The sequence below is a fragment of the Spirosoma sp. genome (assembly GCF_026391055.1).
In the GTDB taxonomy this organism is placed as follows: domain Bacteria; phylum Bacteroidota; class Bacteroidia; order Cytophagales; family Spirosomataceae; genus Spirosoma.
The window spans coordinates 688625-707831 of the sequence record NZ_JAPLET010000015.1 but is presented as its reverse complement, the minus strand read 5'-3'; the positions used below and the strand labels follow the sequence as shown (position 1 = coordinate 707831).

Sequence of the window (19207 nt, the reverse complement as noted above, 5' to 3'; positions counted from 1 at the left end):
TGAGATTCCCAAGGTGCATGAGATACTGGTGCCGCTGGTGTCGGTGGTGCCGTTGCAGTTGCTATCCTATTACATTGCTGTGATGCGGGGCCGCAATGTGGACCAGCCCCGAAACCTGGCCAAGTCCGTAACGGTGGAATAAGCATACGATACACTAACCAAAAAGACCCCGCAACGGGGTCTTTTTGGTTAGTGTATTTACGTTATTTGGAGATAACTATGTTTTATTCACATCTTTCAGCTCTACAACTCAATTCAATGTTAACAGCGTCATCGACCATTAGTCAAAATACCATGAAGAAAACAGCTTTACTTCTCGGGTTCATTCTTTTTACCATTGCAACAGCCAGTGCTCAGACGTTCAGGGGGCTCGACAAAACTCCGATGGACATGGCGTATTATCCGGACGACTATGCACATGACCGCAAGTTTGCTCCCGCCAAAATTGGCACCGACAAGGCAATGGTCCGCATCACCTACAATCGCCCCTTTAAGAACGGCCGTGAGGTTTTCGGGAAGCTTGTGCCCTATGGCAAGGTATGGCGGGCCGGTGCCAATGAAGCGCCCGAAATCAAGTTTTATCAGGATGTTACGATCGGCGGTAAAAAAATACCGGCCGGAAGCTATGCTTTGTTAACCATTCCTAATGAAAACGAATGGATAATCATTCTCAGCTCCGACGTTGACCAATGGGGCGCTTATAGCTACAATGAAAAGCTCGATGTTGCTCGGGTAAATGTGCCGGTACAAAAGGCCGAAACCCCATTAGAAAACTTCTCTATTCAATTTGCCAAGAAAGACGCTAAGAACGCTGTTATGTACATGGGTTGGGACACAACGGTCGTGGCCGTTCCTATTGGCTTATAAGGGCCTAAAATAAACGAAAACAGGGTGTACTGACGTAAGTTAGTGCACCCTGTTTTCGTTTATTTTAGTAGTTAACTATAATCGCTGATTCGGGTAATCTTTCCATTTTGTATTTCAAACAAACTTACCCCGCGTAAGCTCAACTGATCAGCTGCCTTCAGGCCGTTTGGTAAATCCTGTGCCAGCGTAGCCTGATAATCGATTTCAACAGCGGCAGCATTAGTGCCCACCAAAAGGAAGCGAATAGTCTGCTTACGTTCTGAAAAATAAGTCACAGACTGAATGGCTATCTGTTCGAATTCCGATTTGGACGTAGTCTTTGTGATACCTAATGTATTAGACACATTCTCAAAGACGATGTGGTCGTCCAGAAGAGCCAGCATTGCCGGTATATCTTTAGCATTATAGGCCTCAATGTAAGCCTGAATGAGGTGTTTCATAATTTTATTTTGTGGCAACATACCAACCCATAAACGGCTTTACGGTGCCGCAGGCTGGTCCCCCGTCCCTGCCTGTTCCCGGCACTTTTGTTTCCAGAATCGAAGCAGGATTACTAACCGACTCGTCAATCATTTCTGGTGTTATTTCTCGCAAAGGCACCTTCAATCGTCGGCGCCAGACAGTGTCCAACTGCCCCGCACTCGCACCAATGTCAATATAAATAAACCGATTCGAAGGTGTTCCCTGAACGACAATTCCAGCAAAATCAGGCTGACTATCAAGCCTATGCTTTACAGTAACGGTACACTCAAATAATAAATCCTGGTTAGTAGATCTTTGTTTCTGAAGGATATGATAATCCGTTCCACTACCCTTCTGAAGAGCAAAATCAACGCCTACGGGTGGGCTCTCTAAAATTATGCGTAGAGTTAATTCCAGCTTCATTTAGCAGATTAATTTATAGTGCAAACCGTGGACTACGGGCCACTAATCGTTCACGCGTTTGTACTTCTCGATGATGATATGGTCGATACCCAGCTTTTCTACTTTCTCCACACCTTTCTGAACCAGCGTATCCCCCTCGATTTTTATAACGAACGAAAACTTGTTGTTTTCCCACGCTTTGTCAGTAAAGTACTCCAGATTTTCGGTGTACACACTATCGGCCAGGGTGTATTTACCGCCACCCGCCCTGAACCGCGTTGCCGACGAATCGTTCTTCGACACCGCATGATTGAGGAAAGCGAAGTGCGTGGCGTTAATGATTTTGATCATCTTATGCATCGGGTCGAAGGTCGAAACCGTCGAATCTTTCTCCGTAGACGTTGCCGATACCAATTCCCAGGTACCAATCAATGGTGGGGTAGCTGGTGTGTTGCTGCAGCTAAAAAAGGCTGAACTGAATGGCAACCAGAGTAGTAAAGTCTTGTAGTTCATGGGCTGGAAATGAAAGGTCAATTTCAATTATCTACACTTAAGCCATACTATACTCAAAGGCAATTTCTGAAAATTAAATACCACTAAATAAATACAATAGACTTTAAAGGTATATTTAATATACATTTAAATATCATTTATGTTAACTTGTAATCTATAACAGTAAGATCAAGTTTGTTTTCAGTAACAAAGCAGTAGTCAAATCTATCTTCATCCACATCGTACTTATAAGCTGCCCATAGTTGGTGTATTCTTATGGGAGATGACTTGCTTTAAAGTTATGGAAAAACCGTTACGGATTGCGTATTTAGTTTTTGCGCATAAAAACCCTCTTCAGTTTGGTCGATTACTTAAGCGATTGTATTACCCGGAATGCATGTTCTACGTACATGTTGATGCCAAAGCACCTTTAACCGGATTTTGGTCGGCCGCTAGTCAAGTGCCCGCAAACGCCATCCAATGGCTACCTAAACGAAAAACTGTTTCCTGGGGAAATTTCTCCTTATCAGAGGCTTATCTGCGTGGGTTTGAAGCCATATTAAAACAGCGTCACCAACCCGACTTTATTATCACCATTAGCGGTCAGGATTATCCAATTGTACCTAATGACGTATTACAGAACTGGCTCAGCGAGCACATCGACGAGACAATACTCGATCATGCGTTAGTTACCGAAGACAGCCCGCACATACTGGAACGTGTGGAACAATATTATTTATCAATCAAACCGCATCGTACCATTATCTACCCGCATCCGGCACCTACAGACTTTCGTAAAAAGCTTTTCAACTCGGTACTTCGCTTCTCCGACCTATTCAGCCTTCCGAGAAAGTTGCCCATGCAGCACCAGCTTTATTTCGGCAGTAATTGGTTTCAGTTGAAGCCACTTACTGCCCGCTACCTGGTCGACTTTGCCAAAGCCAACCCATCCTACGTTAATTTCGCTCGTACTACATTTGTGCCGGAGGAGTTCTTTTTCCAAACCATTTTGTTGAATGCCCCAGACAAAATCAGAAATACGATCTATAATCACCGAATGACTTTCATGCAATGGGATCGGGGTCCTGACAGTTATTTTACGCCTATCTCCGTCAGTGAATTACCCGATATGGTCAACTCCGATAAGTTTTTTGCCCGTAAGTTCGACGAAGCCTGTGATAGCGAAGTACTTGATGCCCTAGATCAGCATTTAATAACGACAGTACCTTCTCTATAAACGATCCGACATTGTTTTGGGCGAGAGGCTATCCGGCCGATTCACAGCGGAAAGGCATAAGCGTATCTGATTCCCAGTCTCCACATGTGTTTACTTTTCTCCCGGATAGTACGTCTTCTCCACGTGCTTCTGTATGTCTTCGGGGTAGAAGAGTACGTCTTTGAACTTGCCTTCGCAGTAGAGCGGGGCCTGATCGGTGAAGTGTTTAGTACCGGGCTGGCTGCTTTGGCCACCTGTTACGACCGAGCGGGCTTTCACCTTCTTGCCAAATTCCACCACCGCTACGAAACTGTTGCCCACGCTGCCATACCGCTTTTTGGTACCGGGGTAGGTTTTGGCCGCAAAAGCCGCCAGCGACCCCCAGGCCGAAGACGTGAAGCCAACGGGAATGCTGGCCTTCTGGTCGTCATATGTTTCTTGTGTTTTGCCAGTTAGTCGCTGATACCGGTTGATGTCGCCCCAAGGCATTTTCCAGGTGCCAAAGTCGCGGGTGAGGTCAGAGAGGACATCGGTCAGGGCTTTTACTTTCTCCTGCGGTGAGGTGCTGCTAATAGTATATGCTGTGAGCGACAGGTTATCGAATCGCTGGTCGCCAGCCGCGCGGCTCCGGGCCAGCTTCTGAATTTTCTCGCCCCAGAAGATGGCCAGCGTCTGCCCTATCGATGCTTTCCCGTACGACTTATCCCAAGTCTTCAGCACGTCGATGGCTTCAGCCAGGTCTTTTGACTGGTTGCCAGCAGCGGCCGAAACGGTTTGGTAAGCGGCCAGCAAGGGAGGCAGTAGTTCATCGAACGCAGCCAGATGCGGGTCGTTGGCAGCGGCAATCAGGGTATCGAGAGTGAAAACCTTCTTCTGACTCAGGACACGAGCGGCATTGATACCCCTGTAGTTCTGGGCATCGGGAGCCATATAGGTGGGGTATTTGCCCTTATCGGGGCTACTACTGCCGGAAACTGTAAAGGGCGTGGCGTTGCAGTTTTGAATCCAGCCGCTGGCCGGGTTGCGGACCTGTACAATCTCATCGACTGCATGCAGGCCTTTCCAGTCCGTTTCGGGGTTGCTGCCATCTACGGGTTCTTCCCAATCAAATTTGGGGTCACGTTTAGGCATAAAATTACCGTGCCAATAGGCGATTGTCCCGTTTTTATCGGCAAAGATGGTATTGTTCGACGCGTTGCCGTTGAGTTTCATTACCTCTTTGAAACTATCGTACCCGGTGGCTTTCGTACGCAAATACGACTGCGACAGTGCGTTGAGGGGTGTGTTCATCATGTCGATGGCAATCCATTTTCCGCCTTGCTCTCCGGCAATGGGGCCGTGCTGAGTAAAGTACATGGTAAAATCTTTGTACTGCAGCCCAACATCCGTTTTATATGGAATCCGTACGTTCTGGGTACGAACCGGCTTCAGATCCTTGCCATGTTTATAATACAGCGTGTTGCCTTTTTTCTCGATGGTTTCGAGGTATTCATCCATCGAATCGGCATAGCTGGTCGTGTGCATCCAGCCGCAGTTTTCGTTGAATCCCTGATAGATAAAAAACTGCCCCCAAGTCACGGCTCCGTACGCATTCAGTTTTTCCTGACTAACCATGTGTACCTCTGAGCGAAAGTAGAAAGATGTATGCGGATTGATCAGCAGCAGGGCATTTTTGGTGGCACTTTTGGCGGGCGCAATGGCAAAGCCGTTCGAGCCGATGGATTCGCGTTCGTAATGGTCGGTATAATCAATGTATGACGTTGACTTACGTTGCTCGTAAAACGCTTTGAGCCGCTCGGTCGATACTACACTGATATTCCCGCCAATGCTGCCTTCACTAAACATGAGCGGCATCCAGGGCTGGAAACGCTTCAGAAGCCGGGGCTTCACCTCGGGGTGCGTGTAGAGGTAGTAATTGGTGCCATCGGCAAAAGCGTCCAGCAGGCTTTTCATCCAGAGTGGGCTCTTCTTATAAATGGCAATAGCCTGCGTCGTGTCAAGAAACAACCGCGCCCGCAAGTCGTGGTAAATCGCCGATTCGCCCTCTACTTCGGCCAACCGCCCGGTGGAGGTGATGTAATTTTCCTCGACCCGCCCGAAATCATCTTCGCACTGGGTATAGAGTAGCCCGAACACCACATCAGCATCCGTTTTTCCGTAGATGTGCGGAACGCCCCAGGTATCGCGGGTGATGGTCACCTGTTTGGCCTTTTGCTGCCAGCGGGCAATTTCAGCTTTGGAGAACGATTGCGCTTGGAGGGAATACCCAGTCAGGCAGATAAGCAGACTAGCCAAGAAGCTGATTGACGGTAACGGTGGTCGACTCATGAATTCAGAATTGGTAATGCGTGATTGAATTAAAATCAAGTTGTGGTTATATACAACTTGACTTAACACTACTGCCCGATGGCCCCAAACCGTTTGGGAGGCATCCGATGGTGGGTTGCCTGTTCGTAGGCGTAGGTAAGTCGAATGAGGGTTGGCTCATCGAAGATGCGGCCCAGAAACTGGATACCGGCCGGTAAATCGCCCGTAGTGTAACCCATAGGAACGGTAAAGGCCGGCTGACCGGTAGCGGGGGCCACCAACTGGCTGTTATCACCTTTGTAGCCCTTTGCATCGCCAACCAGCGCGGGCGGGTAATTCCAGGTCGGGTACACTAGCGCATCGACTTTAAGGCGGTTCATTTCCGCTTCGACACCCTTCCGGTAGGCAATGCGCAAGGGATCGGTAAAGGGATCGCCACAGGGAATTTCCGGGTGACGGGCACGACCCGAGTGCGTTTGCTGATACGTCAGCCGGTCGCGTACAATGTCCGAGTAACCGCCGATCCGGATAATATCCTCCAAGGTTTTGAGCGTATCGCGCTTCACGAAGGTTTGCAGGTAGTTTTCAATATCGGCTCTGAACTCGGCGCACGACTGGTTGGCCCGCAGTGAATCGAAGTCAGGGATGACTACGTCGATAATTTCGGCACCCGCCCGGGCCATGTCCGCCAGCGCTTTATCGAAGAGCTGTTTGATTTCCGGATGAACGTTCTTGTCGCTTAGTTGACGCATAACACCTATGCGGGCGCCTTTCAGGCCTTCTTTCCGCAAGAACTGGGTGTACGTCTTCGGCACTTTCCCCTGACTGTTTTTGGTAATCGGGTCGTTGGAATCGTACCCATACGTAGCGTCCAGCAGCCGAACGGCATCCTCCACCGTCCGGCACATGGGTCCGCCCACATCATTGCGGCTGTAGAGGGGAATAATGCCGTACCGACTCACCAGCCCCAGCGACGTGCGTAACCCCACCAGCGCATTGTGCGACGATGGCCCCCGAATGGAATTGCCCGTATCGGACCCCAGACCAACAACACCAAAGTTAGCGGCTACGGCTGCCGCTGTCCCTCCGCTCGACCCAGCCGGAACATAAGCCAGGTTATATGGATTCAACGTTTCGCCCAGTATAGAACTCTGCGAATGCATGGGCGTAAAAGCCCACTCGGCCATATTCGATTTTGCGAGAATGATTGCTCCCGCTTCGCGTAGCTTCTTTACCTGATAAGCGTCCTCGGTCGGCAAAAAGCCTTTCAGCGCAATGGAGCCACCCGTTGTTTGCAGCCCTTTTGTGTTGTAGTTATCTTTAACAATAACCGGTATGCCATGTAGCGGTCGCATTTTTCCGGTCTTCTTAAACTCCGCATCCAGCGCACGCGCTGTAGTTATGGCGTCCGGGTTGATGATAATGATGGAGTTGAGTTTAGTGGACTGGTCATAGGTCTTAATACGCTCCACATAAGCGTTGACCAGTTGCTCACCTGTTAGCGAACCGGCCCGGTAAGCCCGGTGAATATCGCTGATGGTGATTTCGAGCAGGTCAACAGGTACGCTTTGCTTCGCGGACGGTTTGGGTTGAGACTGAGCGAAGAACTGGGGAGCCAAAACCAGCAGAATGAGAAAGGAACAGACTTGTAAAAATTGGATAAGACAGATTCGTTGTGGCATACAGGTTGTCGAAGCGTGTAATCGTAGGGTAAAAATAAACTTTCCTGCTTGTATTAAGCCAACTCAGTCTACTTTTCAACAGATTTGTTTTGGCCACAGTGAGATTGGCAAAATTTATGATGATGTACGAAGCCCTCGTCATCGAGCTGCAATTACCATTTCCCAACCGTCTTGGCCGGAAAGCCGAAGGCGTTAATTTACACTCGCTGACAGCAGTTTTTTGCCGGGTGACCTGGCCGGTCAAAAGCAGTAACAGACGGCAGAACTAACCTGAATTATGTTTATGTTACTCCTTTTTAGTCAGCGGTTTATTGTGTATATTTACCTCCCCAATTACCAACAAACAACCATACTAATGAGCCGGATTCTGGACTAAAAACCGCCATCCGGCAACTCAATCCGAATGAAGAAAGGACGCTCAAATCCGAATCAGCTCCAGATTGATTTTCTGGCAGCTTTTCGCCAAATGCTCATCAGTCTTGGCAACTCCGAAAACCTCCCTGTCAACGAGAGTCTGTTCTTGCGGATGACGGATCAGTGGGAGAATACGCGTGCCATGCCGGCCGATCTACTTTTTACAAAAAGCCCCATCGAAGCTATCGTTTTCCGGCTTCAGAAGATAGATACCGATACCGAAGCCAACCAACTGCGTTTTCCAAACGAGCTTATCGCCGGGGAGATCCGCGGGGAGAGGGGACTAACCGGCTTTTCAGCCAAATTTCGGGAACAGGGGTGGATTATTTTGCCCGCTGAGCTATCAGCCATGTACAAAAATCTGTTCCTGAATATCCTGGCCGCTTCTATCGGACTCGAACACCTCCATCCGGTTCGTAAAGACTTACTGGTTGAAGCCGAGCGTGTAGCGCTGGCCGCTCTCCTGCCCGAGAGCGAAGTGCGCAAATTTTTCGGCCTGCGTTTGTCCCGTTTTCCGGACAGCTTCCGTAGCGAAGTATCCAATTACTTTAACCTGCCGTTCGATTATGTCCTGAAACGGGCGAATCATCTGGGTATGGTGTCGGAACAGGTAATTGAAGAAGCGCGTGCCGCTACGCAGCCATTGCGCTCAGCCGTACTACGCCGTCCACAAAGCAGCCGCGCGGCTTAGGACACACTTTTTGATAACACTTTTGGTCGGTTCAATACATACAGTATTGAACCGACTTTTTTTATACCGACTATTTCTTCAATATAACTATTGGACTAATTCATTTAGCACTATCGCTCTGGCAGCATTATCTATCAATCAATTACAATATACCCTATTCCCTATAGACTTGTACTAATCAAATAAGGCATTCAATTAAATACAAACAGTGTTCCATCAATTTTGCTCCTTTTCAAGATACTATTGACTCCTATCAAGATAATAAACCAAATCTGTCGATTTTAGGTAAAGCTATTTGGAAGTCATAAAAACAAGGTGCTGTTTTGCATAACCTATTAATTCAATAGACTATAAGTACTAATAGTCTATCTACAACCGGGAGAATAGGGAGTATGCACAAACAACCCCATTTCATACATAAACCTGTTCAGTAACAGGCAACAAATCATTCTGAAACACCATCAACTTCAACCAGCGCCTAACGTGTTTCAGGATGATTAACCGCAAGCAGTATCAAACACTATTGAGAATGAAACGAATTTTAGCTTCCACTTTTTTGATCGGGGTTTTCTTTCTCCCCTTACTTTTATCCGCTCAGAATGCCCCTGTCATCAATGCGACGATAACTGGAAAAGTAATTGACGCCCGCACCGAAAAAAGCCTGATTGGCGCAACGGTGGTCATTAAAGGAACAACAAACGGAGGAGCCACTAACCAAAATGGCCAATTTACGCTGCTTACCGGCCAGAGACTGCCCTTTGTTGTGACCGTCTCTTACTTAGGATATCAGACACAGGACGTCGTCTTAAGCAGCGATAACGTCGAAATCAAGCTCGAAGAAGGGGCCAATCAACTAGCCGATGTAGTGATTACTTCCCGGCGTCGTCAGGAGTCGGCGCAGGACGTGCCCATTCCAATTACGGTCGTTAGTGGCGTACGCGCCGAAGATGCCGGTGCCTTTAACGTAAACCGATTGAAAGAGCTGGTACCAAGTGTGCAGCTTTACTCATCAAATGCCCGGAATACAACCTTGAACATCCGTGGGTTGGGGTCGAGTTTTGGGCTTACCAACGATGGTATTGATCCGGGCGTTGGCTTCTATGTAGATGGTGTGTATTATGCCCGGCCAGCCGCGACCTCGCTTGATTTTATCGATATAGATCAGGTTGAAGTGCTTCGTGGGCCGCAGGGAACATTATTTGGTAAGAACACGACTGCCGGTGCCTTCAACATCACGACCCGAGCCCCGAGTTTTCAGCCGGGTGCCAGCTTTGAAGTGAGCTATGGTAACCTCAACTACATTCAGGCCAAAGCATCCTTGACCGGCCCCATCAGCAAAAAACTAGCCGTCAGGGCTTCTTTTTCGGGTACCCAGCGCGATGGAACCATTTATAACATCACAACGCTGAAACCAACCAACACGTTGAATAACCTGGGCTACCGGGCGCAGTTGCTGTATACGCCATCGGATAAAGTCAAGATTACCCTGGCCGGCGACAACTCCCGCCAACGTCCCGACGGTTATGCCACTGTTGTAGCCGGGGTTGTCACAACAAAGCGGGCTGCTTACCGGCAGTTCAATAATATCATTGCCGACTTAGGCTATAAATTACCCAGCACCAACCCATTCGACCGCGTTACGGATACGGATACGCCCTGGCGTTCCAACAACGATTTCGGTGGTGCTTCGGTAAATGTAGACGCTAAAATCGGGAGTGGTACCCTGACCGCGACAACGGCTTACCGGTATTGGGTGTGGGACCCTTCTAACGACCGGGACTTTACCGGCCTACCAGTGCTGACCAAGTCGCAGGGTAACTCCCGGCACGCCCAATGGACGCAGGAAATTCGGTACGCCGGTCAGTTTTCGTCAAAACTTAGTGGTGTTTTCGGTGTCTTCTTCATTGATCAGGACCTGAAATCAGATCCGGTGCAGACAGAAGAATCCGGTTCAGCGCAATGGCGGTTCTCGCAAAGTTCGACCAGCGCCCTTTGGAAAACCCCTGGTTTGTTCGATGGCTTCGGTACCAAAACTACCTCGCGGCTCAAGACAATCGGCGCGGCCGTATTTGGCCAGGTCGATTGGGCTATTACCGACAAATGGCACTTGCTACCAGGACTGCGCTTCAACTACGATAAGAAAGACGTTGACTATAAACGCGAAACGTACGGTGGCCTGCAAACTACCGACCCCGCTTTGATTGCTCTCAAAAACGCTATCTACACCAATCAGGCATTCGCTTTTGGCGTTGAGGACAACAACTTCTCAGGTCAGCTGACGCTCGCTTACCGATCCAGCAAGCGATTTAACGCTTACGCTACTTATGCAAACAGCTATAAGCCGGTTGGCGTAAATCTGGGCGGGTTACCAACGGCAAACGGGGCAGTTCTGATTGATTTAGCAAAAGTAAAGCCGGAGTATGTGACCCACTACGAACTGGGTGTAAAAACCAAACCGACACCCAGTTCAACCTTTAATGTGACGGTTTACAATACCGAGATCAAAGACTATCAGACGCAGGTTCAAACGGCCGAAGTTGGCGTAAACCGGGGGTATCTTGCCAATGCCGAGAAAGTTCGGGTGCAGGGTGTCGAAGTTGATGGAAATATTCGGCTCAATAATTGCTTCTCCCTGAACGGAGCGGTCTCCTACACCGATGGCAAATACGTGTCGTTCAAGAACGCTCCCGTCCCGCTGGAAGAAACAGGTGGTGAGTCAGCGTTCAAGGATATTTCGGGGGGAGTACTTCCGGGCATCTCCAAGTGGTCGGGCTCGCTGGGTGGAGAGGTATCCGGTAATGGTAAGTTGTTAAATCAGGATGGCCGGTTCTTTCTGGCCGTCGATGGGTATTATCGTTCCTCTTTCTCATCGAGCGCATCGCCCTCTGCTTTCCTGAATATCGACGGTTACACGTTGCTCAATGCCCGAGTTGGCTTTCGTGCCTCCAATGGTATATCGATTCTGCTGTGGTCTCGTAATTTGACGAACAAAAATTATTTTGAACAACTGTTGCCAGCGGCCGGTAATGCCGGTCAATATGCTGCTGTGCTGGGCGATCCAAGAACCTACGGTACTACGTTACGGTATACCTTTTAACAGTAAAATTCAGGCCAACGGCATTTATAAACTGGTATGCCTACTGCCCGATGCATCGCTTGATCAGTGCCAGATTATAAGTTATTAAGTTAATAAAAGCTGTGTACGCTAATTTTACTTAGCGTACACAGCTTTTGCTTTTTTTTAGTATTTGTATCCAACTTTTGACAAAGACTCACCTATGAGACACCTCTTTTTACTTTCATTTTTATGGCTACTTGGCCCTGTTTCATCCTGGGCCCAAACAAATCTGGCAGGTCTTGTCACCGACGAAAAAAACCAGCCTCTGGCGGGCGTAACAATTATTATCCGGGGCACCAATACTGGCACTATTACACAAGCAAATGGACAGTTCTCGCTTCAAACCAACGAATCACTCCCACTAACATTAACAGCTTCCTTCATCGGCTACAAACGTCAGGATGTGGTTGTACGAGGCAACAATTTTCGAACTATTTCTATTCGTCTTAGTGAAGAAGCAATCTTGACGGATGAGGTAGTTGTATCGGCAAGCCGCGTACCGGAAGATATTCAGAAAGCGGCCGTAACCGTTGAGAAGCTAGGCGCAAGACAGTTTCAGCAGTCACCGGCAACAAGTCCGTTCGATGCACTGCAAAATGTAAAAGGCGTCGATTTGCTTACCCAAAGTCTAACCTTCAAGTCCGTTAACCTGCGGGGCTTTGGAGCCAATAACAACAACCGTTTTCTGCAATTAACCGATGGGATGGATAACCGCTCGCCGGGCCTTGGTTTTGGCTTTGGTAACGTAGCCGGCGTTTCTGATCTGGATGTGGAGAGTATCGAATTAATACCCGGTGCGTCATCGGCCTTATACGGACCTGATGCTCTTCAGGGATTAATGCTGACAACCAGCAAAAACCCCTTTACCTATCAGGGTCTGAGTGTTCAGTTAAAAGTAGGAGCTAATAACTTCGGCAAAGGAAGTTTCGGGCCAAAAGGCTACGGTGACATTGCCGTCCGGTACGCGAAACAACTGGGTGCCCGGTTTGCCGTAAAAGTTAATTTCCAACGGCTAAGTGGTACGGATTTTATTGCCGATGACTACAGCGACCGATCTACCCGCGCCCGTGCCAATTTCTTCATGACTGATCCATCACGGGGTGGTCTGGCTACAGGCATTGGGTTTGTTCCCAACAACAATCCGAATACGAATTTCCAATACGACGGAGTCAACATATACGGTGATGACATCAATGCTGGCGGAGCTTACAGCTTTCCGGCTAATTATGCGAACGTATTACTTCAAAACAAACTGGTAACGCGCACCGGCTACACGGAACTGGATGTGCTGGGCAATAATGGCAAGGTCTTTAACAACCGGGCCAACGTATCCCTGCATTACAAACTGCCCGGTAATATGGAAGCCTCGCTGGGCTGGTATTATGGTAACGGCAACTTTATTCGTACAGCAGGTTTTCGGGAGTATTTCCCGGATTATCAGCGTCACCAGTTCAAAGCTGAAGTACGGGGTGATAACTTTTTTGTACGGGCCTATACAACTCAGCAACAGGCCGAAGGCTGGAACATTGGCCAGACAGCTACCGCAATCAACAACAGCTGGAAATCGCTGGGACAGTGGGCCGCTGAATTCGGCCAGGCTTATGTAGAGAATAAAGTCAGTGTAGGCGAAGCCCGTAATACAGCCGACAGGGGTCGTTATTTACCCGGCTCCGACCGATTTAATCTTGTTCGGGATGCATTTGCCAATACGTACAACACCGATACCGTACCTGGCTACAAAGGTGCACGAGGAACCCGTTTTCGCGATAATTCCGCTATGTGGCACTATGAAGGCATGTATAATCTGACAAAAGCCCTGAATAACGTAGCCGAAGTAATTGCAGGCGGCAGCATCCGTCACTACGGACTGAATACAGGCGGTACTGCCGTTACGTTAAAAGCCGATGGTTCGGAATACACCATTAACGAATACGGAGCGTATGTTCAGGCGGCTAAAGAGTTAAAAGTTGGTACCCGGGTAACCGTTAAACCAACCGTCGCCATTCGATACGATAAGAACCAGTACTTTAAAGGTGGATTCACTCCTCGGGCCGCTGCCGTAGTTAGCGTTGGAGCGCATAACTTCCGGGGCTCCTGGCAATCTGCTTTCCGAAACCCATCACCCGGACAGTTATTTGCCGTGCCGGCCGCCGGTCGAGGGGGCGATGTGGGCGGTGCTCAACTGGCAGCCGAGTCGGCAGGACTATTTACAAACCCGGCTTATCTGGATAGCGATGTTAAGGATTACACGGCCGGGCGGCTTTCCGAAGCGCAGTTACGGACTCGCACCTACAACCCGGCCAACTTCACTACGGAGAAGATAAAGACTTGGGAGGTAGGCTATAAAACGCTGATCCAAAACAGACTTTATGTTGACGCCTTCTACTTTCACAGCAAATACACAGATTTCATTGCCGCACAGAGCTTTTACCAACCTTCCAACGGGCAAATTTCTGACTTCGCGTCGAATGCCTATCGGACTCTGCAAATCAACTTCAATAACTTCAACGAGATTTTTGTGAATGGCTGGGGAATCGGCTCAGAGTACGGGCTGGGGCGAGGCTTTACGATCAGTGGAAACTACGCATACCAGGTTGGTACAGTTACGCTGCGGGATGCCCAAGGTAACGTAATTAACGATAATGCAGGGAATCCAATCGTAAAACGCAAGATGAGCAACCCAGAGGTATCACAGAAGGGGCGAAACTTCTTTATCTCACCAGAAAACCGGTATAACCTTACGCTGAGCAACTCACGCCTGACAGACCGGCTGGGAGCCACTGTTACTTACCGTTGGACAGACAGAATGTGGGTTGAGCAGGGTACAACAGCCGGCGACATCTGGCTTCCCTCCTGGACAAGTTTAGACGCACAGATTTCGTACAAAGTGCCAACGTTTAAATCGGTCGTAAAGCTGGGTGGAACAAATATTCTAAATCAATACTATGCCCAGGGGTATGGGCTGGCCCGTATCGGCGGTTTGTATTATGTGAGTATCACGTTCGATGAGTTGATGCGGTAATATAATACCGACCGAGACGGTCGGTATTACACAAAAAGCCCCGACCAGCAATGGTCGGGGCTTTTTGCATTTACTATTTCAAAACGGTTAAACCGTAGCTTTCTTTTTGCTGCGGGCGTACTGTTCGCGCGATTCAGTAATCGTTTCCAGTTCCTCTTTCGAACCGACAATCGCACTCTGGTAGCGACGAAGGCCTGTACCGGCAGGAATCAGGTGACCAACGATTACGTTCTCTTTCAAACCATCAAGTACGTCACGCTTACCACGAATCGAGGCTTCGCTCAATACTTTCGTCGTTTCCTGGAAGGAAGCGGCCGAGATGAAGCTATCCGTACCTAACGACGACTGGGTGATACCCATCAGCGTTGGCTGCGAAACGGCAGCCATGGCGTCACGAACGGTCACAAGTGCCTGGTCACGACGTTTCAGGCTGGAGTTCTCATCCCGAAGCTGACGGCTTGTCAGAATCTGGCCGGGTTTAACGTTTGGTGAATCACCAGCGTCCATAACCACTTTAGCGTCGAGCACCTTGTCGTTTTCCTCACGGAATGCCCACTTGTCAACAACCTGACCTTCGAGGAAGTTGGTATCGCCCGAGTCGATGATCTCAACTTTCTGCATCATCTGCCGAACAATGGCTTCGATGTGCTTATCGTTGATCTTCACGCCTTGCAGACGATATACTTCCTGAATTTCATTCACCAGATACTCCTGAACGGCCGTCGGACCTTTGATGGCCAGAATGTCACTCGGCGTAATGGCACCGTCAGACAGCGGAGCACCAGCCCGTACAAAGTCATTGTCCTGTACAAGGATGAACTTCGACAGCGGGACGAGGTACTTCTTCTTTGTTCCGTCTCTCGACTCAATGAAGATTTCGCGGTTACCGCGCTTGATGGCACCGTACGTTACAACGCCATCAATCTCACTCACCACAGCTGGGTTCGACGGGTTACGAGCTTCGAACAATTCCGTTACCCGTGGCAGACCACCCGTAATGTCGCGGGTTTTACCAACGTTACGCGGAATTTTCGCCAATGGCTGACCAGCTTTAATTTTCTGGCCTTCCTTCACCACCAGGCGTGAGCCAACTGGTAAGTTGTAGCTCTTCTGCAACGGACCACCATCGTTGTCGGGCAAGTGCAACGTTAACGTCGTGGTGCCTTGTACAATAATGGCTGGATTCTTCGCTTTATCGCGGCTTTCGATGATTACTTTCTCCTGGAAGCCAGTCTGTTCATCGAACTCCTCGCGGTACGTAATACCATCTTCAATCGCGTCGAAGTTCAGCGTACCGGTCAATTCAGACAGGATAACGGCGTTATATGGGTCCCAGGCGCAAATATCGTCGCCCTTCTTCACCATGTCGCCATCTTTTACCCGCAGGAAGGCACCATAAGGTACGTTATTGCTGATGAGTACGACGCTCCGATCGCTTGGGTTCACAATCCGAACTTCGCCCGAACGGCCCATTACGATCGTTTGTGCATTGCCTTCATTGTCTTCCGACTGAACCGTCCGCATTTCTTCGAACTCGATCAGACCATCGAATTTAGCTTTGATAGACGCATCAACCGCAATGTTCGATGCCGTACCACCTACGTGGAACGTACGAAGGGTTAACTGCGTACCCGGCTCACCGATTGACTGCGAGGCAATAACACCTACAGCTTCACCGATGTCGACCATGCGGCCCGATGCCAGGTTGCGACCATAACACTTGGCGCAAACACCCTGACGCGATTCGCAGGTCAGTACCGAACGAATTTCGACTGTTTCAATGCTTGTCTCGTCAATCTGAGCAGCTACTTCTTCAGTGATCAACTCACCGGAAGCAAGGATCAGTAATGGTCTACCATCCTCACCCTTCAGCAGCGGATCATAAATATCGTGAACCGTAGTACGGCCCAGGATACGCTCTGACAGAGGCTCAACGATATCTTCGTTATCTTTCAAAGCCGACACCTGTAGGCCGCGAAGCGTACCACAGTCGTCTTCACTGATAATAACATCCTGCGCTACGTCGTGCAGACGACGGGTCAGGTAACCGGCATCAGCCGTTTTCAGAGCCGTATCGGCCAGACCTTTACGAGCACCGTGGGTTGAGATAAAGTACTCCAGTACGTCGAGACCTTCTTTGAAGTTCGACAGAATCGGGTTTTCGATGATCTCGCCAACTGACCCCTGCAGGTTTTTCTGCGGCTTGGCCATCAGACCCCGCATACCACCCAACTGACGAATCTGCTCACGCGAACCACGGGCTCCCGAGTGCATCATCATGTAGATCGAGTTGAATCCGCCCTGATCGGCTTCGAGTTGCTTCATAAGCGTCTCGGTCAAACGAGAGTTCACACGCGTCCAGATATCGATAACCTGGTTGTAGCGTTCGTTCTCCGTAATCAGACCCATCAGGTAGTTATCCCAAACAGCCTGTACTTCAGCTTTCGCTTCTTCAACAAGGCCTTGTTTGGCTTCCGGGATCATAACGTCACTCAGACCGATTGACAGACCACCCCGGAAGGCCATCTGGAAACCAAGTTCTTTGATTTCGTCAAGGAACTGAGCCGTGCGCGCACCACCCGAAATTTTGAAGATGAGTGCAATGATCTGCTGAAGCTTTTTCTTAGTCAGCAGTTCATTAATATAACCCACTTCTTCCGGAACAGCCTGGTTGAACAACAACCGACCCGCCACCGTGTCGATAACTTTATAAACCAGCTCCCCATTTTCGTCCCGGACTTTCACCCGGCACTTGATGTTGGCGTGCTTAGAAATTTTACCTTCGTTAATACCGATCACCACTTCTTCTGTACCGTAGAAGGTCATGCCTTCACCCGAAATTGGGTACTCGGGAGTGCTCTTACGACCTTTTGTCACGTAGTACAGCCCAAGTACCATGTCCTGCGATGGCACCGTGATTGGCGCACCGTTGGCAGGGTTCAGGATGTTATGCGACGCCAGCATCAGCAGTGACGCTTCAAGAACAGCTTCCTGGCCCAGTGGCACGTGAACGGCCATCTGGTCACCGTCAAAGTCAGCGTTGAAGGCGGTACAAACAAGTGGGTGTAGCTGAATAGCTTTACCCTCGATCAGTTTCGGCTGGAACGCCTGGATACCCAAACGGTGAAGCGTTGGAGCCCGGTTCAGTAGAACAGGGTGACCTTTCAATACGTTTTCCAAAATATCCCATATAACAGGATCTTTCCGGTCAACGATTTTCTTAGCCGATTTCACCGTTTTAACGATACCCCGCTCAATCAGTTTGCGGATAACAAACGGCTTGAACAACTCGGCAGCCATGTCTTTCGGCAGACCACACTCATGGAGCTTCAGTTCAGGACCAACCACAATAACCGAACGACCTGAATAGTCGACACGCTTACCGAGCAGGTTTTGACGGAAACGACCTTGCTTGCCCTTCAGCATGTCGGACAGCGACTTCAGAGCACGATTACCTTCCGAACGAACGGCGTTCACTTTCCGTGAGTTGTCGAACAGCGAATCGACGGCTTCCTGCAACATCCGCTTTTCGTTACGGAGAATTACTTCGGGAGCCTTGATTTCGATAAGACGCTTCAAACGGTTATTCCGAATGATAACCCGACGGTACAGGTCATTCAAATCGGACGTAGCGAAACGACCACCATCCAGGGGGACGAGCGGGCGCAACTCGGGTGGAATAACCGGTACCATTTTGATCACCATCCACTCAGGGCGGTTCTCGATACGGCCGTTGGCTTCCCGGAACGCTTCAACGACTTTAAGACGTTTCAGCGCTTCTGCTTTCCGTTGCTGTGAGGTATCCGTTGCAGCAGCGTGACGAAGCGAATAAGACAGTTCGTCCAGCTCAACCCGCGACAACAACATCTCCAGCGCTTCAGCCCCCATCTTGGCGATGAATTTATTCGGGTCTTTGTCGTCAAGATGCTGGTTGGTACCAGGCAGTTTGTCAATAATATCCAGGTACTCGTCTTCCGTCAGAAAGTCGAGCTGGTTGATACCATCTTCTGCTTTTACGCCGGGCTGTACAACAACATAGCGTTCGTAGTAGATGACCTGATCAAGTTTTTTGGTCGAAAGGCCCAGCAGATAACCAATTTTGTTTGGCAGGCTGCGGAAATACCAGATGTGCGCAACAGGCACCACCAGTTCGATGTGGCCCATACGCTCCCGGCGTACTTTCTTCTCGGTTACTTCAACACCACAACGATCGCAGATAATGCCTTTATAGCGAATCCGCTTGTACTTACCGCAGTGACATTCCCAGTCCTTAACGGGCCCGAAAATGCGCTCGCAGAACAAGCCGCCCATTTCGGGTTTGTAGGTCCGGTAGTTGATCGTCTCCGGCTGTGTTACCTCGCCGTAGGAACTCTCCAAAATAGACTCCGGCGATGCCAGACTGATCGTCACGCTGGCAAAGTCGCTGTTGAGCTTTTTGTTCTTTTTGAACGACATTGGTTGGAGATTATAGGTTAAAACGAGAAGTGAGGAGTTAGGAGTGAGAAGCGAGAAGTTGTTGCTGATGCATTACTTC

At 49.3% G+C, this 19207-nt stretch carries 11 protein-coding genes; 5 read left to right on the top strand and 6 right to left on the bottom strand.

The features are described from left to right. The first annotated feature begins 294 nt into the window (after nucleotides 1–294). Entirely contained in the window at nucleotides 295–867 is a 573-nt protein-coding gene (locus NT073_RS08395; RefSeq protein WP_297371630.1) for a DUF2911 domain-containing protein, read from the top strand. A gap of 71 nt (nucleotides 868–938) precedes the next feature. Here the strand turns inward: NT073_RS08395 and NT073_RS08390 are convergent, their stop codons facing one another. From NT073_RS08390 to NT073_RS08380, 3 genes are read right to left on the bottom strand one after another with little or no spacing between them, the layout of a single operon-like run. Further along, a complete protein-coding gene (locus tag NT073_RS08390; protein WP_297371627.1) occupies nucleotides 939–1307 on the bottom strand; it encodes a nuclear transport factor 2 family protein in 369 nt (122 codons plus the stop codon). 4 nt (nucleotides 1308–1311) lie between these two features. After that, nucleotides 1312–1752: a DUF5990 family protein gene (locus NT073_RS08385; protein ID WP_297371624.1), complete on the bottom strand. Its 441-nt coding sequence runs from the start codon at nucleotides 1750–1752 to the stop codon at nucleotides 1312–1314. Between the two features lie 42 nt (nucleotides 1753–1794). Further along, nucleotides 1795–2244 (bottom strand): hypothetical protein, encoded by a 450-nt coding sequence (locus tag NT073_RS08380; protein ID WP_297371621.1) that lies wholly within the window; start codon nucleotides 2242–2244, stop codon nucleotides 1795–1797. A 280-nt stretch (nucleotides 2245–2524) separates the two neighbouring features. Here NT073_RS08380 and NT073_RS08375 point away from each other — a divergent pair, with 280 nt between their 5' ends. Then, nucleotides 2525–3460 (top strand): beta-1,6-N-acetylglucosaminyltransferase, encoded by a 936-nt coding sequence (locus NT073_RS08375; RefSeq protein ID WP_297371618.1) that lies wholly within the window; start codon nucleotides 2525–2527, stop codon nucleotides 3458–3460. 90 nt (nucleotides 3461–3550) lie between these two features. Here NT073_RS08375 and NT073_RS08370 read toward each other — a convergent pair whose 3' ends face one another. Both NT073_RS08370 and NT073_RS08365 read right to left on the bottom strand, forming a co-directional pair. After that, nucleotides 3551–5767 (bottom strand): penicillin acylase family protein, encoded by a 2217-nt coding sequence (locus NT073_RS08370; RefSeq protein ID WP_297371615.1) that lies wholly within the window; start codon nucleotides 5765–5767, stop codon nucleotides 3551–3553. A gap of 68 nt (nucleotides 5768–5835) precedes the next feature. Next, a complete protein-coding gene (locus tag NT073_RS08365) occupies nucleotides 5836–7428 on the bottom strand; it encodes an amidase family protein (protein WP_297371612.1) in 1593 nt (530 codons plus the stop codon). Nucleotides 7429–7831: 403 nt separating this feature from the next. Here NT073_RS08365 and NT073_RS08360 point away from each other — a divergent pair, with 403 nt between their 5' ends. The 3 genes from NT073_RS08360 to NT073_RS08350 all read left to right on the top strand — a co-directional run bounded on the left by NT073_RS08360 (nucleotide 7832) and on the right by NT073_RS08350 (nucleotide 14673). Beyond that, nucleotides 7832–8533, top strand: a complete 702-nt coding sequence (locus tag NT073_RS08360) for a hypothetical protein (RefSeq protein ID WP_297371609.1) — start codon at nucleotides 7832–7834, stop codon at nucleotides 8531–8533. A 529-nt stretch (nucleotides 8534–9062) separates the two neighbouring features. Continuing rightward, nucleotides 9063–11630, top strand: coding sequence for a TonB-dependent receptor (locus NT073_RS08355; RefSeq protein WP_297371606.1), 2568 nt, complete (start codon nucleotides 9063–9065; stop codon nucleotides 11628–11630). 181 nt (nucleotides 11631–11811) lie between these two features. Continuing rightward, nucleotides 11812–14673 carry a TonB-dependent receptor gene (locus tag NT073_RS08350; protein ID WP_297371602.1) on the top strand — a complete coding sequence of 954 codons (2862 nt, stop codon included), beginning with the start codon at nucleotides 11812–11814 and terminating at the stop codon, nucleotides 14671–14673. 87 nt (nucleotides 14674–14760) lie between these two features. Here NT073_RS08350 and rpoC read toward each other — a convergent pair whose 3' ends face one another. After that, a complete protein-coding gene (gene rpoC / locus NT073_RS08345) occupies nucleotides 14761–19128 on the bottom strand; it encodes a DNA-directed RNA polymerase subunit beta' (RefSeq protein WP_297371600.1) in 4368 nt (1455 codons plus the stop codon). Between the last annotated feature and the right edge of the window lie 79 nt (nucleotides 19129–19207).

Coding starts and splice junctions, on each gene's coding strand:
- NT073_RS08395 (WP_297371630.1), top strand. CDS start 295: ATGAAGAAAACAGCTTTACTTCTCGGGTTCATTCTTTTTACCATTGCA.
- NT073_RS08390 (WP_297371627.1), bottom strand. CDS start 1,307: ATGAAACACCTCATTCAGGCTTACATTGAGGCCTATAATGCTAAAGAT.
- NT073_RS08385 (WP_297371624.1), bottom strand. CDS start 1,752: ATGAAGCTGGAATTAACTCTACGCATAATTTTAGAGAGCCCACCCGTA.
- NT073_RS08380 (WP_297371621.1), bottom strand. CDS start 2,244: ATGAACTACAAGACTTTACTACTCTGGTTGCCATTCAGTTCAGCCTTT.
- NT073_RS08375 (WP_297371618.1), top strand. CDS start 2,525: ATGGAAAAACCGTTACGGATTGCGTATTTAGTTTTTGCGCATAAAAAC.
- NT073_RS08370 (WP_297371615.1), bottom strand. CDS start 5,767: ATGAGTCGACCACCGTTACCGTCAATCAGCTTCTTGGCTAGTCTGCTT.
- NT073_RS08365 (WP_297371612.1), bottom strand. CDS start 7,428: ATGCCACAACGAATCTGTCTTATCCAATTTTTACAAGTCTGTTCCTTT.
- NT073_RS08360 (WP_297371609.1), top strand. CDS start 7,832: ATGAAGAAAGGACGCTCAAATCCGAATCAGCTCCAGATTGATTTTCTG.
- NT073_RS08355 (WP_297371606.1), top strand. CDS start 9,063: ATGAAACGAATTTTAGCTTCCACTTTTTTGATCGGGGTTTTCTTTCTC.
- NT073_RS08350 (WP_297371602.1), top strand. CDS start 11,812: ATGAGACACCTCTTTTTACTTTCATTTTTATGGCTACTTGGCCCTGTT.
- rpoC (WP_297371600.1), bottom strand. CDS start 19,128: ATGTCGTTCAAAAAGAACAAAAAGCTCAACAGCGACTTTGCCAGCGTG.